This window comes from Streptomyces cavernicola (assembly GCF_029968035.1).
In the GTDB taxonomy this organism is placed as follows: Bacteria; Actinomycetota; Actinomycetes; order Streptomycetales; family Streptomycetaceae; genus Streptomyces; species Streptomyces cavernicola.
This window is the reverse complement of record NZ_JASCIQ010000007.1, coordinates 116,991-141,034: the sequence shown is the minus strand read 5'-3', so window position 1 is coordinate 141,034 and position 24,044 is coordinate 116,991. Positions and strand designations below refer to the sequence as shown.

The following is a 24,044-nucleotide window of genomic DNA, read 5'->3' as shown; positions in this document are numbered from 1 at the left end:
CTCCATGCAGCACCGAATACGCCCCGCGTACCTGCGCCCCGCCGCGATCGCAGGAGGTGTGCTCGCGGTCGGTGCCGGTGGTCTCTACCTGGCGGGATCGCTGGTCAACGGAGACGGAATCGACCCGGGCACCCAGATACGCGGCGTGGACGTCGGCGGCCTCAGCAAGGCCGAGGCCCGGCAGAAGCTGGAGCGCGAGCTCGCCGCGGACGAGGGCGCGAAACCCCTGCCCGTGCGCTTCGGCGAGCGCGAGTCCGCTGTCGACCCCGGAGCCGCCGGGCTCAGTGTCGACACCGAGGCCACCGTCGACAAGGCGGCCCGCAGCGGCGCCGACCCGGTCACCGTCATCGGCGGGCTCTTCCGCACCGGCGGGGACGTGGACCCCGTCGTGCACGTCGACGAGCCCAAGGCGCGCGCCGCCCTCAAGGACCTCGCCGCCAAGGACCGGCAGAAGGTCCGGAACGGCGCCGTCACCTTCGAGAACGGCAAGGCCGAGGCGCGCCCGGCCCGCACGGGCCACACCCTCGACACCGACGGGGCGCTGACCGCGCTGCGCGCCGCGTACCTCCCCGAGAAGCCCGCCGCCGAGACGGTGCTGCCGACGCGCGAGACCCGGCCGAAGGTCACCGCAGCGGAGACCCAGCGCGCCCTGCACGAGTTCGCCGAGCCCGCCATGTCCGGGCCGGTCACCCTCGACGTCGGCGGCAGCGAGCTCACCATCGGCCAGGACACCCTCGCCGAGCACCTCGCCCTGGAGCCCGACGACTCCGGCCGGCTCAAGCCCCGGCTGGACAGCGAGGGCCTGTTCAAGGACCCCGACGTCGCGGAGCCGCTCGCCCGCATCACCGGCGGCGCCGAGAACGCCGAGCTGGAGCTCGACGGCGACCGCGTCGTGGCCGCGAGCGACGGCAGGGCCGGGCAGGAAGTCACCGCCGACGCGCTCGGCAAGGCCGTCATGCCGCTGCTCACCAAGACGGGTGCCGACGCGCGTACGGGCAAGGTCGCCACGAAGACCACACAGCCGGAGATCACCCGCGAGAAGGCCGAGCAGCTGGGCCTCACCGAGAAGATGTCCTCGTTCACGGTCAACTTCGAGCCCGCCCAGTACCGCAGCACCAACATCGGCCGGGCCGTCGAGCTGATCAACGGGTCCCTCGTCATGCCGGGCCAGGAGTGGAGCTTCAACCGCACCGTCGGCGAGCGGACCAAGGCCAACGGGTTCGTCGACGGCACGATCATCCTCAACGACCAGTACACCAAGGCCGCCGGCGGAGGCGTCTCGACCGTCGCGACCACGCTGTACAACGCCCTGTTCTTCGCCGGCGTGAAGCCCCTGGAGCACGGCGCGCACTCCTTCTACATCGAGCGCTACCCCGAGGGCCGCGAGGCCACCGTCGCCTGGGGCAGCCTCGACCTGCGCTTCCTCAACGACTCCGGCCACGCGATCTACATCAAGGCCGAGTCCACCGACACCTCCGTGACCGTCACGTTCCTCGGCACGAAGAAGTACGACGAGGTCCTCGCCACCCAGGGCCCGCGCGAGAACGTCAAGGAGCCCGAGGAGCGCGAGAGCACCTCCGAGCAGTGCGAGCCCCAGACCCCGCTCGAAGGCTTCGACGTCACCGTGGAGCGGATCTTCAAGAACGACGGCGTGGAGGTGAAGCGCGAGCCGTTCCACACCCACTACACGCCCCGCGACAAGATCACCTGCGAGCCGAAGCCGACCGAGCCGAACCAGACCGACGCGTCCGAGAAGCCGGCCCAGGACCAGGCCGCCGCAGAGGACGAGCCGACCGCGGGCGAGTAGTCGACCCGGAGGAGGGGCCCGGAAGCGCGCACCCGGCCATGCCTTAGCGTGTGGGCCGTGACAGGGGCGGGGACGAAGGTGGGACCGACAAGCGACACAGGGCCGCGGAGGCTCGGCTTCCGCCTTGCCCTGGGCGCGAGCGCCGCGCTCGGCGCGGGCACGGCCGGCGCCTGGTCGTACGCACAGTCGGGCGCCGGGAGCGGCGACCTCGCCCGGGACCTGGCGGTCGGCTGGGCCTACGCGGGCGCCGGGCTCGTCGCCTGGTGGCGCAGGCCCGGCAACCGGACCGGGCCGCTGATGGTCGCCGAGGGCGTCACCTGGTTCATCGGCAACCTCCAAGGCACCTCCGTACCGGCCCTGTTCGCCGTGGGCGCCTGGTGGGAGGGGCTGAACCTGGCCGTCCTCGTGCACCTCGTCCTGACCTTCCCGGACGGCCGGATCACCGGCGCCCGCACCCGCGGCCTGATCCACGCCACGTACGCGACCGTCGCCGTCGGCGGACTGCTGCGCGCGCTCACCTACGACCCGGCCCGCGCGCCCGACGCCACCTACCTGGACTGCCGCGACTGCGGGCCCAACGCGCTCCTGATCGACTCGGCCACCGGTCTCTTCGAGCCGGTCGACCTGGCCTACCGCGGGCTCGCCCTGGTGATCTCGGCGCTCACCGTCACGGCGGTGGTGCACCGCTGGCGGCGCGCCTCGCTCGCCCGCCGGCGCGCGCTGCTGCCCGTCTGGGTGGCCATCGCCGTCGCCCTCGTCTTCGTGCTCTGGGACGTCGTGCTGCTCGCGGCGCCCGGGATCGACGGGCTCGGCGAGGACCTCGTGCTGCTCCTCTCCGACCTCGCGCAGTGCGCCGTGCCGCTCGCGTTCCTCGCCGGGCTTCTGCGGATGCGGCTGCAGCACGCCGAGGTCGGCGGCCTGGTCATCGAGGTCGGCGCGGACCCCACCCCGGCCCGGATGCGCGAGGTCCTCGCCCGCGTACTCGGCGACAGCTCGCTGCGGCTCGGCCTGTGGCAGCAGGGCCACGGCGTACCCGGCCGCTACGTCGACGAGGACGGCGGGCCCGTACGCGCCGACGGCGCCCGCGCCACCCGGGTCGACTCGGCGCGCGGCACCCCGCTCGCCGTCCTCGACCACGACCCCGCGCTTGCCGAGGACCCCGAACTTCTCGCCGCCGTCGGCGCCGCGCTCCGCCTCGGCCTGGAGAACGCCTGGCTGCGCACCGAGGCCCGCGAGGCCGGCACGCGCCTGGTGCGCGCCGCCGACGACGAACGACGCCGCCTCGAACGCGATCTGCACGACGGCGCACAGGCCCGCATCGTGTTCGCCCTCATGGCGCTGCGCCGCGTCGGCAAGGGCGTCGCCGACCACCCCGACGCGAAGGTGCGCGGCGCCGTCGCCGAGGTCGAGCAGAGCCTGCGCCTCGCCCTGGAGGAGCTGCGCGGCCTCGCCCACGGCATCCATCCCGCCGTGCTGACCCGCGAGGGGCTCGCCCCGGCGCTCGCCGAACTCGCGCTCCAGGCCGAGCTGCCCGTCGTGGTCGCCGCAGAGCCCGGCCGGTACGACCCGGTCGTGGAGACCACCGCGTACTTCACCGTCTGCGAGACCCTCGCCAACGCCGCCAAGCACGCCCGTGCGCGCGCCGTCAGCGTCTCCGCCCGGCGGCAGGGCGGCACGCTCGTCGTCGAGACCGTCGACGACGGCGTCGGCGGCGCCGACACCTCACGCGGCTCGGGCCTCAGCGGCCTCGCCGACCGGATAGCCGCCGTCGACGGCGTGCTCAGCGTGCACAGCCCGGCGGGCGGCGGCACGCGCGTACGAGCGGAGCTGCCATGCGCGTGATCGTGGCCGAGGACTCGGCGATCCTGCGGCAGGGGCTCGTACGGCTGCTCGCCGACGAGGGCTTCGAGGTGCCCGCGCACTGCGGCGAGCCCGGACCGCTCCTCGGCCTGGTCGACCTGCACCAACCCGACGCCGTCCTCGTCGACATCCGGATGCCGCCCACGCACACCGACGAGGGCCTGCGCGCCGCCGCCGCGATCCGCGCCCGGCATCCGCGCATCGGCGTCCTGCTGCTCTCGCAGTACGTGGAGACCACCGCGACCGTGCGGGCGCTCGCCGACGACGGGCGGGGCTTCGGCTACCTCCTCAAGGAGCGCGTCGCCGACGCCGAGGAGCTGGCCCGCTCCCTGCAGCGGGTGGCGGCCGGTGAGACGGTCGTCGACCCCGAGGTCGTCGCCCACCTGATGGCCGGGGCGCGCGGCGGCGCACTCGCGGAGCTCACCGCCCGCGAGCGGGACGTGCTCGCGCTGATGGCGCAGGGGCGCTCCAATCAAGCCATCGCCCAGGCCCTGGTCATCGGGGTGAAGACGGTGGAGTCGCACGTCCGCAGCATCTTCACGAAACTCGGCGTCGACGCCGACGCGCAGGACAACCGACGCGTCCTCGCGGTCCTCGCCCACCTGCGCGAAGCCTGACGCCACAGGCCGCCGCGCACCCCCGACCCGGCTGCCGCTCCGCGACCGGGCAGCGGCCCCGGGCCCCCGTGCCCGTGACCTTGCCCCCGTTCCCCGTACCCCGAATCTGACCGGTGCGGAGCGGTGCCGGATGTCCAAAACTAGGCGGCCGGGGCGTACGGAACATCAGGGCAAGCCCTGAATACCGAGCGGTACGGACAGCCGCTGACCAGGGGTGCGTACGGAGCGTGTACGTATACCGATGCGGCGGCCCACGGGTCAGGTGGAGACGCGCTGCCGGGCCGCGCCCGGCATGCCCTGGGCGAGGTCCTCGGCGAGGAGGCGCTTGGCGCACGCGTCCGTGGCGGCGCGCAGCTCGGGCCCCGCCGGCCGGCCGCGGTCCTCTTCGAGGCGGTCGCCCAGCCAGTCGCTCCAGGCCTGGTGGATCACTTCGGCCTCGCGCGCGCCCGCCGCGGTGTGCGCGAAGAACGCGCCCTCGCGGCTCAGATACCCCTCGTCGACCATCCGGTCGAAAACCGGCACGAGCACCTCGGGCGGCACCTCGCGGCGCGTGGCGATCAGACCCAGGCTGGCGTGCCCGACGAGCCGTGTGAGCAGCTCGACCTGCATCACCGCCCACGCCCCCGCCACGTCGAGCCGGGACTCGGAAGCGGCGAGCACCCCGCGCGCCTCGGCCGGACCGGCGGCGCGGACGATCTTGGCGACGGAGAGTTCGAGGAGCTTCGCCGAGTCCCCGGTCGCCGTGGGCGAGGAGAACCCCTCACCCATGTCCGAGGACGCCATGCGCGCCGAGTCGCGCAGCTCGACCTGCTTCAGGAACAGCGCGAAAACGAACCCGAGCACCGCCACGGGCACGGTGAGCAGGAACACCGTCTGCAGCGAGTCCGCGTACGCGTCGACCAGCGGGCCCGCCTGCTCGCCGGGCAGCGCGTGCAGCCCCTGCGGACTCTGCGCGGCCCGCGCGAGCTCCGCCGGATCGCCGCCCGCCTGCGCCGCGGCGACCACGCCGTCGGTGAGGTTGGGCGTCAGGGTGTTGGCGTAGATCGTCCCGAACACGGCGGTGCCGAAGGCGCTCCCGAGCGTGCGGAAGAACGTGACGCCGGAGGTGGCGGTGCCCAGGTCCGCGTAGTCGACGGTGTTCTGCACGGCGATCGTCAGGACCTGCATGCACAGACCGATGCCGGCGCCGAGCACCAGCATGTACAGCGACTCCAGCCACACGCCGGTGCTCGCGCTCATCAGCGAGAGCAGATACAGGCCGAGGGCCATCACGAGCGAGCCGACGATGGGGAAGATCCGGTACGCGCCGGTCTTGCTGACCACGTTGCCGCTGAAGACCGACGCGACGAGCAGCCCCGCCACCATCGGCAGCGTCCGCACCCCGGACACGGTCGCGGAGTCCCCGTCCACGTACTGCAGATATGTCGGCAGGAACGTCATCGCGCCGAGCATCGCGAAGCCGACGACGAAGCTGAGGATCGAGCAGACCGTGAACACCGGGTTGGCGAAGAGCCGCATCGGCAGCATCGGCTCGGCCGCCCGCCCCTCCACCAGGCAGAACAGCGCGAGCGCGACCGCACCCCCGGCGAAGAGCCCGATGATGACGCCCGAGCCCCACGCGTACTCGTTGCCGCCCCAGCTGGTCGCCAGGATCAGCGCACTCGACCCCGCAGCGACCAGGGCGATGCCGAGGTAGTCGATCACCGGGCGGGCCGCGGACCGCACGCTGGGAATGGTCTTGGCGGCCGCGATCACCACGAGGATCGCGATGGGCACGTTGACGTAGAACGCCCAGCGCCAGGAGAGATGGTCCGTGAACAGGCCGCCGAGCAGCGGGCCGACCACCGTCGAGACGCCGAAGACCGCACCGATCGCGCCCTGGTACTTGCCGCGCTCGCGCAGCGGGATCACATCGGCGATCAACGCCATCGAGGTCACCATCAGGCCGCCCGCGCCGATGCCCTGAAGGCCGCGCCAGACGATGAGCAGCGGCATGTTGGCGGCGAGGCCGCAGAGGAACGAGCCGGTGATGAAGACGACCGCCGAGATCTGGAAGATCACCTTGCGGCCGAAGAGGTCGCCGAACTTGCCGACCAGGACCGTCGCCACGGTCTCCGCGAGCAGATACGCCGTGACGACCCACGACATATGGGCCCCGCCGCCGAGGTCCGCGACGATCGTGGGCAGCGCGGTGCCCACGATCGTCTGGTCGAGCGCGGCGAGCAGCACGCCCAGCATGATCGTCACGAAGACGACATTGCGGGTACGGGAGTCGAGCACGGGCGGAGCGGGGGCAGGGGCGGCGGCCTCGGCGCTGGTGGTCACAGGCCAACTGTTGTGCGCCCCACACGTCACCGCCCGCCGCGCGGGGCCGAACCGGTGGCACTTCCGGCCGAGCGGTCACGGGCGGCCGAGCAGGACTTGCGGGCCGGCCGGGCGAGGGCCAGGGTGCGACCCCGTCGAATGTCGGCCGTTCGCTACGGGGCCCCGAGCAGCCGCGGCGCGCACTCCGCCGCGTCCACCGGTCCCGCGCCCCGCTCGACCCGGGCCGCCAACTCCTCGGCCCACACGCCCAGGCCGGGCACGTCGATCCCGTACGGCGCGGGCTGCTCGGCCGCGATCACGCCCGCGCCGCGGCGCAGCAGCCGCGCCCCGCCCTTCGCGTTGCCGCGCGCCGCGTGCGTGAGGCCGACCGCCAGCTGCGCGAGTCCGCGCCACAGCGCCCGCTCCCGCTCGGGCCCCGACTTCCAGGCGTCCTCGAAGACTTCGTGCGCATGGAACGGCCGCCCCTGGTCGAGCAGGGCCTGGGCCTCGGCCAGGGTCTCGGCCGGGGTGCGCACGACACCCTCCGGCTGCCGCTCGACCCCCGGCGCCCCGTACGGCAGCGGCCGGCCGAGGCCGTCGCGGGGGCGGGCGTTGCGGGCCCGGCCCTCGGCGTCGCGATCGCGGTCCTGGGCGTCCGGGGACGGAGTCGTGTTCACCCTCCGATTGTGCCGGGACGGGGGTGATCGACGCAGGTCCGGGGTGAGGTAAGGTACTTACTGCACGGCGCGGGCAACACCCGCGAGCGAGCACCGGGACGTGGCGCAGCTTGGTAGCGCACTTGACTGGGGGTCAAGGGGTCGCAGGTTCAAATCCTGTCGTCCCGACCACGCGGAAACGCTGGTCGGAGGCCGTTCTCTCATCCACGAGAGAACGGCCTTTCGTGTGTCTGGTGCGGCTCGTACGGCCTCTTTGCCCGACGTAGGTGAGCGTCAACGTCCTTGACCGTGCGGTGAGTTGTCCTTCCCGCGGTGGTGGATCTGCGCCTTCCGGGCGGTCGCGATCCAGGAGACGCCCACCAGGGCGGTGACGGCCGCGAGGGCGGCGTAGGCGAGCGTGTACGAGAACGAGGCCGCGACCGCGCCTGCGGCGAGTGCGCCGAGGCCGGTGCCCGCGTCGAAGCCGATGTTCCAGGCCGTGCCGACGGCCGACCGTGCGTCCTCACCCGCCGCTGCGAAGGCGTGGACGAGGGTGAGGTTCTGCAGGCCGCCGTACGCGATGCCCAAGGCGAGCATGCCGGTCACGAGCAGCGTGGCCGTGGCGGTGTCCGAATCGCTCGCTGTTCCCGTGCCGATGGCGGCGAGACCGGCGGCGCCGAGCAGCAGCAGCGGCGCGATCGCCGGGGCGGCGCCGCGCCGGTCCGCGAAGCCGCCGAAGGCCCAACGGCACAGCGCCGAGGCCCCGGTGAACACCAGGAGCGCCACCACGGCGACGGCCGGGCCGGGGGCCAGGCTCGGCGTGAAGGTGAGCACGGCGCCGCCGGCCGAGGTGATCACGAGGAGTGCGGCGATCGGCCCGGTCAGGGCGCGGCGCAGGTGGGTGCGGTCCGGCGGCGCCGGAGCCGGCCGGGCGGCGTCGGCGGCGGGGCCGTCGTGGGCGTGCAGGGCGCGGGCCACGGAAGGGGCGAGCGCCAGGGCGAGCAGGGGTATGACGGCGGCGGTGAACACCAGCCAGTACCCGACGCGTTCGGCGAGCCAGGGCGCGAGGGGCACGAGCAGGAACTGCGGTGTCGCGATGGCAAGTCCGTAGGCCCCGACGGCGCGGCCGCGGCGGGCGGGTTCGACGAGCGCGGCGACTCCCGTCGCGCCGCAGACCGTGATGATGCCGAAGCCGAGGCCACGGACCGCCGCGAGCGCCGTCACCACCCGTACGTCGTCGGTGAGGAGGTGGGCCGGTGCGGGCGCGCCGAGCAGGACGGCTCCGAGCATGAGCGTCCGGCGCCAGCCGATGCGTTGCAGGGCCCGCCCCACAAGGAGTTGGGCGGCCACCGTGCAGAGCATCATCACGGCGTTGACGACGCCCGCGCCCAGCTCGTCGGCCCCGCCGTCGAGCACCCACAGGGGAGCGACCGGCAACAGGAGCGAGACTCCGGCGAATCCGAGCGCGGTGGAACCGAGCAGGGCCGGCATGCCCGGCGCGCGCCAGACCGATGCGGCACGGGTGGTGTCGTCGGTCGTTTCAGCAGTCCGTCTGTCCAACATCGGCAAACGGTATACCAAATGGCTTCGGGTGATGCCGGCCCCCCCAGGTCCCCTCGGCCCCGGGGTGTGAGCCGCCGGGCGGTGGCGGTCACGGCACTACGCGGACCAGCGCGAGCGGCAGAAGTCGTCCAGCCAGTTCGTCCACGCCGCGACGTCGAGTTGGTCCGCGGTGAAGAGGTACGAGCCGATCGATCCGGGGATGACCTCGACCGAGTCAGGCTGCGCGGTGATGACCGTCATCTCCAGCTGGCTCTGCCGGTTGTAGGAGCTCGGGAACCAGAACTCCAACTCCTGGCAGTACGGCAGCTTCTGCGTCCGCTGATGGTTGCGATAGTGCTTCTTCACCTCGGCCTCGGCGAAGCGGAAGCCGAGGTTCGCGAACGCCTGGAACATGGCGTCCTGGACGGGCCGGGCATGCACGGCGATCTCGTCGAAGTCGCCCCGGTCCACCGCGTTGTCGATCGCCATCGTGGTGCGCAGAGCGCACCGCGCGCCCTTCAGGCCCTGGCCCAGAGCATGAGTGAGGGGCATTTCCCAGGGGATGGCCACAGTGCCCTCGAAGGTCAGCTCCTGCTTCGCCGGGAGCGTGCAGGACCCGAGTTCCACACTGGCGATGACCTGCGGGGCGGCCCAGCCGGTCTCGGCCGCCTCGTACTCCTCCACCCGTATCACGAGCTCCACCGTGAGCCGGTCGACCTGGACATCGGCGCCTCCGCCGCGCACCGCCACCCTGAACGGCAGCTCCTCTCCCGGGTGTACGTCGGTCCTGGCCGGCACCGTGTCCGCCTCGGGGGCGTTGATGCCCAGAGCGCTGAAGAACGCGCGGAATGCCACGAGTTGTCCTTTCCCTTAGGGAACACATTGATCAACTTGCAGCGAGTCTAGGGGGCGTCCGAAACCCGGACGGTGACGAAAATGTGCGGGTCGGTGGCGCAGTGTCGTCAGGTCTTCCGGTCGCCCCCGAGGACGTCGTCCTGGGCCGTTTCTCAGGCCCGGAGCGCCGACCGCAGCGCCCGTGCCGTCAGCGTCTCGATCCGGAGCGGACCGCCGTCCGCGTACGCGCGCAGGGCGCAGGCGCTCGGGTCCGGGAAGATCTGGTCCGTCAGACAGACCGCGCCGCCGGCCGCGTACACCTCGACCGACGAGGCGTCGACCAGAATGCGCAGGTCGAGGCCGCCGTCCGGCAGGGCGAGGGGCGCTCGGTGCACACCGGGGAACTCCGCGGCGAAGCCGACATCCCCCGAGGAGCGGCGGTCGATGTACAGCTCGCCCGCGGCGGTGTCGTACCCGATCCGGGTGTACGAGCCCCCGCCCGTGCGCACGTCCAGGCCGAAGTCGGAGGTGGTCGGGGAGTCGGGGGCGAGCACGGCTTCGAGCTCGTAGAACTGGCCGGTGTCGGCGAGGAGTCGGCGGGTACCCTCGGGCGCGGTGGCACCGGTCAGGGACAGCAGCGTACGGGTGCGCAGGGACTCCAGCTCGGCCACCGGGGCCTGGGCCAACCGGCCTTCGTGCAGGGCGAGTTCGCGGGGGAAGCCCATGGCGCCGCGCCAGGGTGCGGTGGGGATGCGGTCGGCGTACAGCCAGTTGTTCATCCACGGCAGGAACACCCGGCGGCCGTCGGGGGCGTCGTTGTACGTGATGCCCGCGTAGCAGTCCGCGCCGTGGTCGACCCAGCGCGTGCCCTGGTCCGGGTCCGGGGTGAACGTGGTGCCGTCGAAGGAGCCGGTGAAGTACTGCGTGGCCGAACCCCCGGCCGGGCCACCGGGGTTGAGGCTGACGAGCAGCACCCAGCGGTCGCCGAGCGGGAACAGGTTGGGGCACTCCCAGATGCCGCCGGTCGCGCCGAGCGGGCCGAAGTCGCTGAGGTGGTGCCAGGACTTGAGGTCGTCGGACGCGTAGAAGCGGATCTTGTACTCGGTGGGCAGTGCGAGGGCCATCACCCAGCGGCCGCTGTCCGCGTGCCAGAAGACGCTCGGATCGCGGAAGTCCCGTGCGCCGATGTCGAGTACGGGGTTGCCCGCGTACTTGGTCCAGGTCTCGCCCGCGTCCGTGCTGTAGGCCAGGGACTGGCGCTGCAGACCCGAGTCGTCCTTGAGGGTGCTGGTGTAGATCGCGACGAGCGGGGGCCGGCCCGCGGTGCCGAGGCCGCTGGTGTTGCGCTCGTCGAACACCACGGAGCCGGAGAAGATCATCTCCTGCTCGTCGTGCGCGATGGCGACCGGGCGCTCCTCCCAGTGCAGCAGGTCCGAACTGACGGCGTGGCCCCAGGACATGTTGCCCCAGACGTCGCCCTCGGGGTTGTACTGGAAGAACAGGTGCCAGCGGCCCTCGTGGAAGATCAGCCCGTTGGGGTCGTTGGTCCAGTTTTTAGCGGGGGAGAAGTGCAGCCGGGGGCGGTACGTCTCGGCGCGTGCGCCGGACGACGAGGCGCGGGTGGCGGGGGTTGCGGCGGCCGTACCGCCGAGGAGGGGGACGGTGGCGGCGGTGACTCCGAGGGCGGAGGCCAGGACGGAGCGGCGGCTGGGGAACGGCATGAGTCTCTCCACATCGAGGAGCGAGGTTCGGGTGAGGGGTCGTCGCGCAAGTCGCGCGTCGTCGCGCAAGGTCGCGCGGCAAAGCGGATCCGCCACCGCACCGGGCCGTTCCCGATCGACCGGACATGCGGGGCTGAAGGGATCTGCGGCGGTCCGGGCCGCCAGCCGACGAGCCTGCCCGGTCACCGCCCCGTCACGTAAAACCATCGACTGCGGGTACGTCAACCCCCTTGCCCCGACCGGAGGTTGAGAGCCTGCTGCGGTCGTCTCACGCCGAGGGGGAGCAACCGCACGACTCCCGGTGGACGAAGGTCGGCTCCAGGAGGACCGTTCGGCGCTCGCCCTCCGGGTCCGCGATGCGCTCCATGAGCAGCTCCACGGCCCGCCGCCCGGTCTCCTGCACGGGCTGGGCGATCGCCGTCGGCGCGGGGTGCATCAGGTCGGCCCACTCGAAGTCGTCGAAGGCGCAGAGCGCCACGTCCGAGGGCACCTTGCGGCCGAGCCGGGCCAGCGCGCGGAGCACGCCGAGCGTCATCTGGTTGTTGCCCGAGACCAGCGCGGTGGGGGCGTCGGGGCCGGCCATCAGGCGTTCGGTGGCCAACTCCGCCGGGTACGCCTGGGAGTCGCCGACCGCGACGAGATCGTCGGACGCGGTGAGGCCCTTGCGCTCCATGCCGCGCTTCCAGCCCCGCTGCCGCTCACCGCTGGTGCGCAGGCCGCGCCGCCCGGCGACCAGGCCGATGCGGGTGTGCCCGAGGTCGGCGAGGTGGTCGACGAGCCGTGCCGTGGCCTCCACGTTTGCGGTCGCGACCTGGTCGAAGGCGGGGGACGCGCAGCGGTCGATGAGGACCGTCGGCAGCCCCGCGTTCTTCACGTACCGCAGGGCCGCTCCGCGCGGGCCTGCGGCGGTGGCGAGCAACAGGCCGTCCACGCGCCGCTCGTGCAGCGTCCTGACGACGCTGAGCTCCTCGGCCGGGTCATCGTGGGTGTCGGCCATCAGGAGGGTGTAACCCGAGGCCCGGGTGGCCGCGTCCACCGCCGACACCAGCTCCGCGAAGTGCAGGTTCCCCACCGCCGACACGGCCAGGCCGAGGGTCAGGGTGCTCGACGTCTTCAGGGAGCGGGCGACGGTGTTGTGCGTGTACCCCGTCTCCCGGACCGCGTCGAGGACGAGCTCGCGGGTCTCGTCCTTGACGTACCGGGTGCCGTTGATGACGTGCGAGACGGTCGACACGGAGACGCCGGCCCGGCGGGCGACATCGGCCATCTTCGCCATGAGCGGCTCCTCGGTGAGATCAGGGCGGGGGCGGCGCCGGTGGGTCCGGTCGGTTCGGTTCCGGTTCCGGTGCGCCCGGTGGTTACGGCGATCGTACGTGAGCCAACTCGCGAAAACGATTGCGCAAACGGTTGCGCAGATCGCTCGCTGCCGTCACGATGCTGCACCGGGGCCGGTCGCTTCCCGACCGGACGTCCATGACGGCATCCGACGACGCGTGCCGTGACGGCGTCCGTGACCGCCCCTGAGCCGCTCGATCCCCCCGACTTCCTCGGCAGCAGCACCGGTCGGGGTCCGTCGTCCCGCCCAGCCGACCCGTGCGGGCCGACGGACCCCGACGGTCAGCCCTGCCCGGCCGCCGATCGGGGGACCGCACCCCAACTCCCGTACGCCTCGACCTGTTTCACCGTCAGGAGCCGCCCCATGTCGCAGACGCACACAGTCGGAACCACCACACCGCCGGGTTCCCCGCCGCTGACCGCCGCCGCGCGCCGCTCGCTGCTCGGCGCGTCCGCGGTCGCCGCGCTCGGCGGCTTCCTCTTCGGGTACGACACGGGGATCATCTCGTCGGCCCTGCTGTTCATCGCGCCGGAGTTCGGCCTCTCCGACGGGATGCAACAGGTCACCGTGGCCTCGCTGTTGCTCGGCGCGATCGTCGGCGTCCTGGGCGCGGGGGCCGTCACGGACGCGGCGGGGCGACGGCGCACGCTGCTCGTCGGGGCCGCGGTCTTCGCCGTCGGCGCGGTCGTCTCCGCGGTGGCGCCGGGCGTCGAGGTCCTGATCGTGGCGCGGGTCCTGCTCGGCCTCGCGATCGGCACGGCCTCGCTCACCGTGCCCGCCTACATCGCGGAGATCGCCCCGGCCGAGTCCCGCGGCCGCCTCGTCTCGCTCAACCAACTCATGATCACGGTCGGCATCTTCGTGTCGTACCTGGTCGGCTACCTCTTCGACGACGGCGAGGGCTGGCGCTGGATGCTGGGCCTCGGCCTGGTCCCCGCCCTCGCGATGCTCCTCGGCGTGCTGCGCCTCGCCGAGAGCCCGCGCTGGCTCCTCGGCCGCGGCCGCCGGGAGGAGGCGCGCGCGGCCCTGCTGCGGACCCGTACGCCCGAGGCCGCGGAGGCCGAACTCGCCGAGATCGAGGCTCTGTCGGCGGCTGAGACCCGGACCAGCTACCGCGATCTGCTGCGCCCCGCGATGCGCCCCGCCGTCCTCCTCGGCGTGGTCGTCGCGGCCACCAACCAGCTGGTCGGCGTCAACGCGGTCATCTACTACGCGCCGACCATGCTCAAGCAGGCCGGCTTCGGCAGCTCCGCCGCGATCCTGTCCTCGCTCGGCATCGGCCTGGTCAACATGTGCCTGACGTTCGCGGCGCTGCTCCTCGTCGACCGGGTCGGCCGCCGGCCGCTGCTGCTCGGCGGCACCTCGGTCGTGGTCCTGGCCCTTGTGCTCCTGGGGGCGCTGTACCTGATGGGCGACGACGGCCGGCCCGTCTCCGGCGGCCTGCTCGTGGCCGGCCTCTGCCTCTACATCGCGGCGTTCGCGCCCAGCTTGGGCCTGGCGATCTGGCTCATCAACAGCGAGATCTTCCCGACCGCGGTGCGTGGCAAGGCCAGCTCCTTCGGCAACGTCACCCACTGGGGCCTCGACTTCGCGATCTCCCTCACCGTCCTCACCACCATCAACGCCCTCACGCCCACCGGCCTGTTCTGGATCTACGGGCTCTTCGGCCTGCTCGGCGTCGTCTACCTGCACCGCAAGCTGCCCGAGACGAAGGGCCGCAGCCTGGAGGACATCTCGGCGTCGCTGCGCGGCTGACCGGCCCGCGTACGGGAGACAGACGTACGGGAAGCGGACGTACGGGAAGCGGACGTACGCGAAGGGGGCGGCGCGGCGGCGGACGGGATCCGCGGTCGTGCCGCCCCCTTCGGGGCTCGGCCTTCAGGAGGGCCGACGGGCGTTCTAGTACGGGCCGTTGACGTTGTCGATCGAGCCGTACCGGTCGGCCGCGTAGTTGCAGGCGGCGGTGATGTTGGCGACCGGGTCGAAGCTGTCGGTCGACGTGCCGGGCACGTGGTACGCCTCGAACGTCGGGGCGATGACCTGCAGCAGGCCCTTGGACGGGGTGCCGTTCTGGGCGTTGATATCCCAGTTGTTCATGGCCAGCGGGTTGCCGGAGGACTCCCGCATGATGTTGCGGTGGATGCCCTCGTAGGTGCCGGGGATGCCGCGCTCGGCCATGATGTCGAGGGATTCCTTGATCCAGCCGTCGAGGTCGTTGGTGTACGACTTCTTCGCCGGGGCGGCGGCGGCCTGGACGGCGGTCGTGCGCTCGGAGCGGTCGGCGCGCTCGGCGGAGGCGCGGGAGGCGTCCGCCTTCGCCGCGGCCTTCTTGCCGAGGGTGAGCTTGACGCCGGGGTGGATCAGCCGCGGGTCGTCACCGACGACGCTGCGGTTGTCCGCGTACAGCTTCTTCCAGCCGCCGCTGACGGACTGCTTCTGGGCGATCTCGGAGAGGGTGTCGCCCGCGACGACCACATAGGTCTTCGCGGCGGCGGGCTTGGCGGCCGTGCTGGTCTGCACGGTCGCGGCCGGCGCTGCGCTCGCGGCGTTGGCGGCGATCAGCGGGAGGACGAGCGCGAGGCCGCCCGTGCCTGCGGCGGCGATTCCCCGGGTGAGCGAACGGGGCTTGAGACGGCGGTGCTTTCCGTTTGCAGGCATGGCGAATTTCCTCTCCGTCGCCTACGAGGTGAGCTGTCGGGTTCGGACGGGAGATGTCCGGCCGCGCTGTGCGCGACTTCACCCCGAGCCGTTCCGGAGTCCGGATCGGCGGCTTACCTGGGTCCCCCGCTCCTGCCGTGCGTACGTGAGTGGGTGTGAGGTTTTCCGGACAGCGGCAGGATTCGGCGTTCCGTCCGGAATGACGGTGACGTTAAGCGAGAAACTCCGGAAGGAACAAGAGAGGAATTCGAACGAGGAATACACGGAGAGTGTTATCGCATTCCGTGGAGCTCGGCCCGCCGAGATCGACAACGCCCAACTCTCTTGGCGCGCAAGCGGATGTGCGCTTTCGCCGTACGGTTGCACCCGGGCGCCCGATGTGACCCGATTCACTGAATTGGGCACTGCTGTGGAATGTGGACGGCAGTGTATTAGCTGGGGTAATTCGCGCGAGTCGCGGGTAATTCGGGCGATGATTTACGTAAGCCATTAATGCGGTAGAGAGCGTGGCTAACGGAGTCAATGGTGCAAAGTCGGACATTCGTTCACCGGGTGGGGCTCTTCGCGTCGGTGCCCTACGGCTGCCGGGCGCCCTTCGAGCGTTGGGGTCCTTCGGCTACCGGGCGTCCTTCGGCTGCCGCGCGTCCTTCGGGTACCGGACGAAGAGCACGCCCTGCACCTCGCCGTGCGGCGCGCGGTAGACGTGCGGGGCGTCGGCCGGCCAGTGCGCGTGGCCGCCGGGGCCCGCCGTCTGCGGGGCGTCGGGGAGGCCGACGACCGCCGTCCCGGAGAGCACCATCAGGCTCTCCGTCGTGTGCGGGACATGCGAGGCCGACTCCTGGGTCGCGCCCTCCGCGATGGTGATGCGGAAGACGTCGGTGGCCGCGTCGGCGTCCTCGTACCGCTCCAGGAGCACCGCCGTGACGGCGCTGCCGGAGACTCCGCCGGCGCGCGCCGCCGGGCCGGGGGCGGGGTCGTCGAGGACGGCGCTGAGTGGGCGGCCGAGCGCGGTGGTCAGGGCGTACAGCGTTTCGAGCGTGGGGTTGCGGCGGCCGGTCTCCAGCTCCGAGAGCGTGCCCTTGCCGACGCCCGAGCGGCGTGCGAGCTCCGACAGGGACAGGCCGTCGGCCTGCCTCAACTGCTTCAGCCTGCGCCCGACTTCGTCGTTCAGACCCATCGCCCGTGCCCGTCCGTCCCGTCCGTTCCTGTGCCCGGGTCCGCGACCGCGCCCCGGGGGTGCTTTGACGTTTCGCCGCCAGCGTCCTTAGTGTTCCACAGACAGAACGTTCCGTTCGTGGAACGCTTGGACGTGAACCCTCGCGCGTCGATGAACCCCCGCCCGTCGCCGCCTCCCGCGCTGAACCCGCGCGCCCCTCCCGGAAGTGATGCCCACATGTCCCCGCTCGCTCGTATACGCGCCCTCGCACCTCCCTCGGCCGTGACGGCGGCGCTCATCGCGGTCACCGTCGGCGTCACCAGCGCCGCGGCGATCGTCTTCACCGCGGCGCGGGCCGCGGGGGCGGACACGCGGGAGGTCTCCTCGTGGATGCTGGCGCTCGGCGTCGGCATAGCCGTGACCAGCGCGGGCCTCTCGCTGCGCTACAAGGCGCCGGTCCTCACCTCCTGGTCCACGCCGGGCGCGGCGCTCCTCGCCACGAGCCTGACCGGGGTCTCCATGGAGAAGGCCGTGGGTGCGTTCGTGTTCAGCGGCGTACTGATCCTGGTGAGCGGCCTGACGGGATGGTTCGCGCGGATCATGGACCGGATCCCCGTACCGCTGGCGTCCGCGCTGCTCGCCGGTGTGCTCCTGGACTTCGGGACGGGGCTGTTCTCCCAGATGGGCGGCAGCTTCGCGATCGCGTTCCCGGTGTTCGCGCTGTACCTCCTCGCCCGCCGGCTGCTGCCCCGGTACGCGGTTCTCCTCGCCCTCGGCGGCGGAATCGTCGCCTCCGTCCTCACCGGCGGCTGGCACCTGGAACGGGTCCGACTCTCCTTCGCGCAACTGGTGTTCACGTCCCCCGAGTTCGACTGGAAGGTCCTGGTCAGCGTCGGCGTACCGCTGTTCGTCGTCACCATGGCCTCGCAGAACCTCCCCGGCGTCGCCGTGCTGCGCGCCTCCGGATACGAGGTGCCGGTCTCGCCCGTCCTCACGTGGACCGGGGCCGTGCAGGCGGTCCTGGCGCCGTTCGGGGCGTTCGGCCTCAACCTGGCGGCGATCACCGCCGCGATCTGCACCGGCGACGAGGCCCACCCGGACCGGCGGCGGCGCTACCTCGCAGCGGTGTGGGCCGGCGGCTTCTACCTGTGCGTCGGCCTGCTCGGCGCGACCGTCGCCTCGCTGCTCACCGCCATGCCGCACGCGCTCGTCCTGGCCGTCGCCGGGGTCGGCCTGCTCGCCACGATCGAGGCGTCCCTGGCCGGCGCCCTCTCGGACCCCGCGTCCAGGGAGGCGGCCGTCGTCACCTTCCTCGCCACGGCCTCCGGCGTGACGCTCCTCGGCATCGGCTCCGCCTTCTGGGGCCTGCTCGCGGGCGGGCTCACCAGCGCGGTCGCCTCGGCGGGGCGGGGCCGGCGTCGCGGAGCCACCGCTTCCGCCCCTGTCGCGGGGTCCGTCGCGGACTCCGTCACGGGCTCCGGCGAGCGGCCCGCCGGACAGGCCTCGCGTACGGAGGAACGGGCCTCGGCGTGACCTTCGGCCGTGGTCGTGGCCCCGGAACTCCGCGGCGTCAAATGTCCGTGGTGGACGCGCTATTGATCGGCATCCGGCGCGATGTTAGAAAGTTCCGGTGACCCAACGACGGACCTGCGACGCGCTCTGCGCCGCGGCGACAGCACCCGGATCGGTGCTGGTGCGCCGGTATTCGGTCCTGGGTCACCTCATTCCTGAGCCGCACTGGCAGACCGGTCTGTAGTTTCGCCGCTGCCCGGCGAGGTTTCCCTCTTCTCTCTTCCCTTTTTCCTCCCTTCCGGTCCTTCCGGGTTTCCTCCGGTCTCTTCCGGTCAGGTGGCTTCCGCGTGCCCGAATACCGTTGCGGCGCGTGCCGGGAAACATTCGCCGGGCAGCGGTGCGACTGCAGCCCGTGAGCCCTCAATTCGCCGTACTCCACCGTCTGGAGAACACAGTGCACTCCGTTTCTTCCCCCGCCCGTTCCTCGTACGACGTCGTGATCGTCGGCGCCGGACACAACGGCCTCGTCGCCGCCGCGTACCTCGCTCGTGCCGGGCGCAGCGTCCTCGTACTGGAACGGCAGGACCACGCCGGTGGCGCCGCCGTGTCGGCGCAGGCGTTCAACGGCGTGGACGCGCGCCTGTCCCGCTACTCGTACCTGGTCAGCCTGCTGCCGCAGAAGATCGTCCAGGACCTCGGGCTGAAGTTCCGTACCCGGCAGCGCCGGATCTCCTCGTACACGCCGACCGTCGTGGGCGGCCGGCCGAGCGGGCTCCTCGTCGAGGAGGACGCCGCGCGGACCCGCGAGTCGTTCCGTCAACTCACCGGCTCTGACCACGACTTCGAGTCCTGGCAGCAGTTCTACGGGATGACGCAGCAGGTCGCCCGCAAGGTCTTCCCGACCCTGACCGGACCGCTGCCCGACCGGGCCGAGCTGGAGCGCATCGTCGACGACAAGGAGGCGTGGGAGGCGCTGTTCGAGCGTCCGCTCGGCGAGGCCGTCGAGGCGAGGTTCTCCCACGACCTGGTGCGGGGCGTCGTGCTCACCGACGCGCTGATCGGCACGTTCACGCACGCCCATGACGAGTCGCTGCTGCAGAACCGCTGCTTCCTCTACCACGTGATCGGCAACGGCACCGGAGACTGGAACGTGCCCGTGGGCGGCATGGGCGCGCTCACCGGCGCGCTCGCGGACGCCGCTCGCGCGGCCGGCGCCGAGATCCTCCTCGACCAGGAGGTCGTGGGGATCGACACGGACGGCGCCGAGGCCGAGGTCCGCTTCCGGCCGGTGGAAGGAGAGCGGCACGACGGGCGCGAGACGAAGGCCGCCGCCGGCACCGTCCTCGCGAACGTCGCACCGGCCACCCTCAGCCGCCTCCTCGGCGACGACCACGACCCGGCCCAACCTGCCCCCGAAGGCGCGCAGTTGAAGGTGAACATGCTGCTGCGCCGGCTGCCGAAGCTGCGCGACCGGAGCGTCGACCCCCGCGACGCCTTCGCCGGCACCTTCCACATCGCCGAGTCGTACAGCCAGCTCGAAACCGCCTACCGCGAGGCCGCGGCGGGCCGCATCCCCGGCACGCCGCCGTCCGAGATCTACTGCCACTCCCTCACCGACCCGTCCATCCTCGGACCGGAGTTGGCGGCGAGCGGCCACCACACGCTCACCCTGTTCGGCCTGCACATGCCGGCCCGGCTCTTCGCGGGCGACGCGGACGCGGCGCGCGCCGAGGCCCTGCGCGCCACCGTGGCCGCCCTCGACGCCTGCCTCGACGAGCCGATCGCGGACTGCCTGGCCGTCGATGCCGACGGCCGCCCCTGCATCGAGGCCAAGACCCCGCAGGACCTCGAAGCCGCACTCGGCCTCCCGTCCGGCCACATCTTCCACCGCGACCTGTCCTTCCCGTACGGAGAGGAGGGCAGCGGGCGTTGGGGCGTGGAGACCGGCCACCGGAACGTCCTCCTGTGCGGCGCGGGCGCGATCCGCGGCGGCGGCGTCAGCGGCATTCCCGGCCACAACGCGGCCATGGCGCTCCTGGAGCGCTGAGCCGCCGGGGCTGTTACCGCTGGTCTGTCGTCCGGTGCCGCGCGGTCGCGACGATCCGTTCCAGCCTGCGGCTGTGCGCACCCCGCCAGTACACCCGCCCGCACCCCGGGCAGCGCGTGAACGACTCGTGGGTGCGGCGGGTGCCGGGGGCGAGCAGCGGCGCCACCTCGCTCTTCCGCACCTCCGTGAGCGGGGCCGCGTTGCAGACCGTGCAGCGGGTCCACGGCGCGAGGGGCGGCTCGAACCGGTCGAGCACGTCGGCGAGTTGACGGTCCGGGTCCGCCCCGTGCACGTACGCCCCGAGCCACAGGGACCTGCGGCGCAGCAGCCCGCGGTCCCGGGTGAGGAGCACCCGGCGCTCGGCGTTCGCCTGCGCGACGAGCTCGGCGTCCCCCATGTCGTTGCGGTACGCGGTGTCCACGCCGAGCAGCCGCAACTGCCGGGCGAGCGCGCCCAGATGGACGTCGAGGACGAACCTCGGCGGCTCCGGCCGCGGCCGCTGCGGCCGCCGTACGGGCCGCACCGTCACGCGGTCGCCGGGGCGCGGCCGGTACGCGGGATCGACGGCGCGCCCGCCGACGCACAGCGAGCCGACCTCCGTCAGCGGCACGCCCAGCGCCTCCACGACGTGCCCGAGCGAGGAGGTCCCGTCGAGCCCCGCGGGGACCGGCCCCGCGCCCCGGCAACGGGCGGGCAGAAACAGCCGGAGCTCGTCGGGGAAGAAGACCAGGAGCCCGACCCCCGACTCATTCGGGAGCCCGACTCCCGGCTCGTTCACATGTGGCCTGTCCACACATCCAGGGTGCCACCGGTGGCGCGGGGGCATATGGGGGCACGGGACGTACGGAGGCATGGGGCCATGTGCCGGGGAGACGTGGGGCACGAGGGCATGGGGTGCGGGCCGTACGGGGGCACGGGGACGTTGGGTGCGGGGGCGTGGGCCGCGGGGGCGTGGGGCCGCTAGGTCATGGGGCGCGGGGCTATGTGATGCGGGGACATGGGCCTCGGGGTCCTGGGGTGTGGAACGCGCGACGGCACGAGGTCATGGGCCGAGGGGACATGGTGCCGAGGTGGGCGCGGGGTGCGGAGACATGGGGGGGTGGACGCGCGAGGGCGCGGGGGCATGTGGCGCGGCGACATGGGGCGTCGGGCTCACAGGGCCGCAGAAGTCACCGGTGCGCAGGAGTCACGGGACGCCGGGCTCACCGGGCCGCAGGCGTCACGGGCGCCGGGCCCTCGCCGGGGCGCAGGAGTGCGGGGCGCCTGGCTCACCGATGCACAGGTCTCACGGCGTGGGGCGGACCTCGAAGCCTTCGAGGCCCTCCGCCTCCTCGTTCATCACGGACAGGTCCCGCACGGTCGCGGCGGGCGGACCCTTTCTCGCCCACTCGACGAGGATCGCCACATGGTGCGGCTCGCCCTCGAACACCGCCTCCACCGAACCGTCCGGCAGATTCCGCACCCAGCCCGCCACCCGGTACTCCAGCGCCGTGCGGCGGCAGGTGTCCCGGAAGAAGACGCCCTGCACCTCGCCGGTGACGACGACCCGTTTACGCGTCATGCCGCGCACAGCCTTTCCTCGGCCCGTTGCTCCAGCTCAACTACGCCTCCTCAAGGGCGGATTGCCGAACAAGTCACTGAGGCGGCGTCCGGCCACTAGGCCTCCTCGACGTCCGGCCAGCCGACATAAGGCCTGGCGACCGGCTGCTCGCGGGACGTCCCCGCCGCAGCCATGTCGTGGTACGCGGTGCGCTTGAGCTGCTGCGCCAGGTTCTCCAGGGCTCGGGCGGCGGCGAGCTCGTCGCCGATCGCGGGTACGTCGTTGTCCGCGGGGTTGCAGCGCGCGGTGCCGTGGGCGGTGAGGCGACTGCTGCCCGTGTCCAGCTCGACGCTGACCTTGGTCGTGCGCTCCTCCTCGACCAGGTGGACGCGCGCGGTCCAATCGGTGGTGTGCGACATGGTGTCCTCCAGCGCTGTGGTCGTCCGCTGTGTTCGGCCGCTGTGTTCCTCGGCGTTCCTCGGCGCCCCGGTTCCAGGATCGCGCCACAGGCACCCGCTCCGCATCCGTCCGGCGCAGCGGAAGGTGCTCAGCGGCGGCTGCTCAGCCCTCCACCCCCGTACCGGAACCCGCCTCCCGCCCCGCCCCCGCCACGGGCAGCGCCTCCAGGACCAGGACCGCGAGGTCGTCGTCGATCGGGTCGGGGCCGAAGTCGTGGGCGGCCTGGCGTACGCGCTCCGCGACCGCCTTGGCGCCGAGGCCCGCGCAGCCGCGGAGGAGTTCGGCGAGGCCGTCGTCGTCGTCCAACTGCCGGTTGCCCCGGCGGCGTTCGGTCACGCCGTCCGTCACGCACAGCAGGATCTCGCCGGGCGCGAGGTGGAAGGAGTTCGCGCGGAACTCGGCCCGTTCGTCGATGCCGAGCAGCATCTGCGGGTCCGCGGCCGGGCGTACCGCGCCGTCGGCCGAGAGGAGCAGCGGAAGCGGGTGCCCGGCGCTGGCCACCGTGAGCCGCGCGCCGCCCGCGACCGGCTCGGGCTCCAGCTCGCCGTAGAGCAGGCTCAGGAAACGGGAGCCGGCCTGCTCGCCGCCGACCGCCACCGCCTCCGCCCCCTCCTCGGCCATCGCGAGGTTCAGCCGGTGGAGCAGGGCCTCCACACCGTGGCCCTCGCGGGCGAGCAGCCGTACGAGATGGCGGGCCAGGCCCGTGACGGACATGGCCTCCAGGTCGTGGCCGCAGACGTCGCCGAGCAGGAAGCACCAGCGGCTCTCGCCCATCGGGAACAGGTCGTAGAAGTCGCCGCCGACGGTCTGACCCTCGCCGCTCGGCTCGTACACGATGGCCGTGTCGACGCCCGGGATCGAGGCGAGCGAGGTGGGCAGCTGGCGGCGCTGCAGGGAGTGGCTGATGTCTGCCTGCCGGGTGTAGTGGCGGGCGGTGACCACCGCCTGGGCGGCTCTGCGCGCCACGTCCTGGGTGAGGCGTACGACGGCGTCCGTCATACGGGGCAGCCCGGCCCGGCCGACGAGCAGCGCGCCGTGGCAGCGGCCGCTCGCGACCAGCGGGAACAGCAGCGCGGAGCCGCCCGGCTCGACGGCGTCCGCGCCCTCGGGCCAGGGCCAGGTGAGGGCGGTGGTGGTGGTCAGTGTGTCCGGCGGCGGGCGCTCCTGTTCGAGGGCGCTGCGGAGCGTACGGATCTGCTGTTCGTCCCGGTGCCAGACGCGGGAGATCCGCATCCGGCCGTTGGTGGTGGTGAGCCACACGGCGCACCAGTCGGCGAGCCTCGGCACGAGGAGTTGGCTGGTGAGCGCGGTGACCATGTCCTCGTCGAGCTGGCCCGCGAGCAGCTCGCTGACCTCGGCGAGGAAGGACGCCCCGGCCCGGTCGGACCGCTCGGGGGCGGGGCCGGTGCGGTCGGGCGCCGTGCCCTGGGCATCGGGGGCGGCGGTCTCGCGGTCCGGGGGGCCGGGCCGGCCTTCGATGAGGCTGTCGAGGCGGAACCACACGCTCTCCTCGGCCTGCCGGCAGGTCACGCCCCAGGTGTCGGCGAGGGCGCTCAGCAGGCGTAGGCCGTGCCCGTGCAGGCTGCTCCGCAGGTCGGATCCGGCGGGCCCGGCGCCGGAGAGGTGGCGGTCGAGCACCTCGACGACGATGCCAAGACGCCGCGTACCGTCCGGGGGCGGCGGGGCCGGGAGGCCGTGGCGGGTGTCGGGGCCGGACTCGACGCGGCAGCCGATCTCGATCTCGAAGCCGCCGCGGGCGAGGGTCGCGGTGGTCAGCTCGCTGACGAGGAGCACGGCGTCGTCGACGAGGCGCTCGCTGACGACCGCTGGAAGGCCGGGAGCCGGGGGTGCGGCCAGGCCGGCGAGGGTGGCGCGGAGGAACTTGCGGGCGGCGGAAGGGGCCAGGTCGTCGGCGGGCAGGCGGAGCCGCGACACGGATTCCAGGGGGTCTGCGGAGGTACCCACGGGCCCCTCCTGACTCGGTTCCGGCGCTCA

At 72.7% G+C, this 24,044-nt stretch carries 18 protein-coding genes, 1 tRNA gene and 1 riboswitch; of the genes, 7 read left to right on the top strand and 12 right to left on the bottom strand.

Going from position 1 to position 24,044, the window contains the following annotated elements; translation table 11 throughout:
• Positions 1-4: 4 nt before the first annotated feature.
• From QIS96_RS09065 to QIS96_RS09055, 3 genes are all read left to right on the top strand, one after another.
• Entirely contained in the window at positions 5-1,807 is a 1,803-nt protein-coding gene (locus QIS96_RS09065) for a VanW family protein (protein ID WP_282541919.1), read from the top strand.
• A gap of 78 nt (positions 1,808-1,885) precedes the next feature.
• Positions 1,886-3,649 carry a sensor histidine kinase gene (locus QIS96_RS09060; protein ID WP_282541918.1) on the top strand — a complete coding sequence of 588 codons (1,764 nt, stop codon included), beginning with the start codon at positions 1,886-1,888 and terminating at the stop codon, positions 3,647-3,649.
• Positions 3,640-4,284, top strand: coding sequence for a response regulator transcription factor (locus tag QIS96_RS09055; RefSeq protein ID WP_282541917.1), 645 nt, complete (start codon positions 3,640-3,642; stop codon positions 4,282-4,284). The genes QIS96_RS09060 and QIS96_RS09055 overlap by 10 nt, the downstream gene beginning before the upstream one ends.
• Positions 4,285-4,542: 258 nt before the next feature.
• Here QIS96_RS09055 and QIS96_RS09050 read toward each other — a convergent pair whose 3' ends face one another.
• Together QIS96_RS09050 and QIS96_RS09045 are read right to left on the bottom strand one after the other, a co-directional pair.
• Positions 4,543-6,609: an MDR family MFS transporter gene (locus tag QIS96_RS09050; protein ID WP_282541916.1), complete on the bottom strand. Its 2,067-nt coding sequence runs from the start codon at positions 6,607-6,609 to the stop codon at positions 4,543-4,545.
• Between the two features lie 152 nt (positions 6,610-6,761).
• Positions 6,762-7,265, bottom strand: a complete 504-nt coding sequence (locus tag QIS96_RS09045) for a DUF309 domain-containing protein (RefSeq protein ID WP_282541915.1) — start codon at positions 7,263-7,265, stop codon at positions 6,762-6,764.
• 94 nt (positions 7,266-7,359) lie between these two features.
• On the opposite strand from QIS96_RS09045, the gene QIS96_RS09040 reads away from it, so the two are divergent.
• Positions 7,360-7,436 (top strand) — tRNA-Pro (locus tag QIS96_RS09040).
• Positions 7,437-7,538: 102 nt separating this feature from the next.
• Here QIS96_RS09040 and QIS96_RS09035 read toward each other — a convergent pair.
• From QIS96_RS09035 to QIS96_RS09020, 4 genes are all read right to left on the bottom strand, one after another.
• Positions 7,539-8,807 carry an MFS transporter gene (locus QIS96_RS09035; RefSeq protein WP_282541914.1) on the bottom strand — a complete coding sequence of 423 codons (1,269 nt, stop codon included), beginning with the start codon at positions 8,805-8,807 and terminating at the stop codon, positions 7,539-7,541.
• A gap of 96 nt (positions 8,808-8,903) precedes the next feature.
• Positions 8,904-9,641 carry a sporulation protein gene (locus tag QIS96_RS09030; RefSeq protein ID WP_282541913.1) on the bottom strand — a complete coding sequence of 246 codons (738 nt, stop codon included), beginning with the start codon at positions 9,639-9,641 and terminating at the stop codon, positions 8,904-8,906.
• Between the two features lie 152 nt (positions 9,642-9,793).
• Positions 9,794-11,341, bottom strand: coding sequence for a glycoside hydrolase family 32 protein (locus QIS96_RS09025; protein WP_282541912.1), 1,548 nt, complete (start codon positions 11,339-11,341; stop codon positions 9,794-9,796).
• A gap of 268 nt (positions 11,342-11,609) precedes the next feature.
• Positions 11,610-12,617 carry a LacI family DNA-binding transcriptional regulator gene (locus QIS96_RS09020; RefSeq protein WP_282541911.1) on the bottom strand — a complete coding sequence of 336 codons (1,008 nt, stop codon included), beginning with the start codon at positions 12,615-12,617 and terminating at the stop codon, positions 11,610-11,612.
• Between the two features lie 423 nt (positions 12,618-13,040).
• Between QIS96_RS09020 and QIS96_RS09015 the strand changes: the two genes are divergently transcribed.
• On the top strand, positions 13,041-14,432 hold the full coding sequence (locus QIS96_RS09015) for a sugar porter family MFS transporter (RefSeq protein ID WP_282541910.1): 1,392 nt from the start codon (positions 13,041-13,043) through the stop codon (positions 14,430-14,432).
• Positions 14,433-14,576: 144 nt separating this feature from the next.
• Here QIS96_RS09015 and QIS96_RS09010 read toward each other — a convergent pair whose 3' ends face one another.
• On the bottom strand, positions 14,577-15,335 hold the full coding sequence (locus QIS96_RS09010; protein ID WP_282541909.1) for a LysM peptidoglycan-binding domain-containing protein: 759 nt from the start codon (positions 15,333-15,335) through the stop codon (positions 14,577-14,579).
• A 3-nt stretch (positions 15,336-15,338) separates the two neighbouring features.
• Positions 15,339-15,501: riboswitch (cyclic di-AMP (ydaO/yuaA leader) on the bottom strand.
• 450 nt (positions 15,502-15,951) lie between these two features.
• On the bottom strand, positions 15,952-16,512 hold the full coding sequence (locus tag QIS96_RS09005; RefSeq protein ID WP_282541908.1) for a helix-turn-helix domain-containing protein: 561 nt from the start codon (positions 16,510-16,512) through the stop codon (positions 15,952-15,954).
• A 216-nt stretch (positions 16,513-16,728) separates the two neighbouring features.
• Between QIS96_RS09005 and QIS96_RS09000 the strand changes: the two genes are divergently transcribed.
• Both QIS96_RS09000 and QIS96_RS08995 read left to right on the top strand, forming a co-directional pair.
• Positions 16,729-18,024, top strand: coding sequence for a benzoate/H(+) symporter BenE family transporter (locus QIS96_RS09000; protein WP_282541907.1), 1,296 nt, complete (start codon positions 16,729-16,731; stop codon positions 18,022-18,024).
• 433 nt (positions 18,025-18,457) lie between these two features.
• Complete coding sequence (locus tag QIS96_RS08995; RefSeq protein WP_282541906.1) at positions 18,458-20,050, top strand: phytoene desaturase family protein; 1,593 nt, start codon at positions 18,458-18,460, stop codon at positions 20,048-20,050.
• A 13-nt stretch (positions 20,051-20,063) separates the two neighbouring features.
• Here QIS96_RS08995 and QIS96_RS08990 read toward each other — a convergent pair whose 3' ends face one another.
• From QIS96_RS08990 to QIS96_RS08975, 4 genes are all read right to left on the bottom strand, one after another.
• Complete coding sequence (locus tag QIS96_RS08990; RefSeq protein ID WP_408907144.1) at positions 20,064-20,843, bottom strand: Mut7-C RNAse domain-containing protein; 780 nt, start codon at positions 20,841-20,843, stop codon at positions 20,064-20,066.
• 492 nt (positions 20,844-21,335) lie between these two features.
• Positions 21,336-21,611, bottom strand: coding sequence for an acylphosphatase (locus QIS96_RS08985; RefSeq protein ID WP_282541905.1), 276 nt, complete (start codon positions 21,609-21,611; stop codon positions 21,336-21,338).
• Positions 21,612-21,706: 95 nt separating this feature from the next.
• Positions 21,707-22,009, bottom strand: coding sequence for a dsRBD fold-containing protein (locus QIS96_RS08980; RefSeq protein WP_282541904.1), 303 nt, complete (start codon positions 22,007-22,009; stop codon positions 21,707-21,709).
• Between the two features lie 142 nt (positions 22,010-22,151).
• Positions 22,152-24,014 (bottom strand): ATP-binding SpoIIE family protein phosphatase, encoded by a 1,863-nt coding sequence (locus QIS96_RS08975; protein ID WP_282541903.1) that lies wholly within the window; start codon positions 24,012-24,014, stop codon positions 22,152-22,154.
• Positions 24,015-24,044 lie beyond the last annotated feature (30 nt).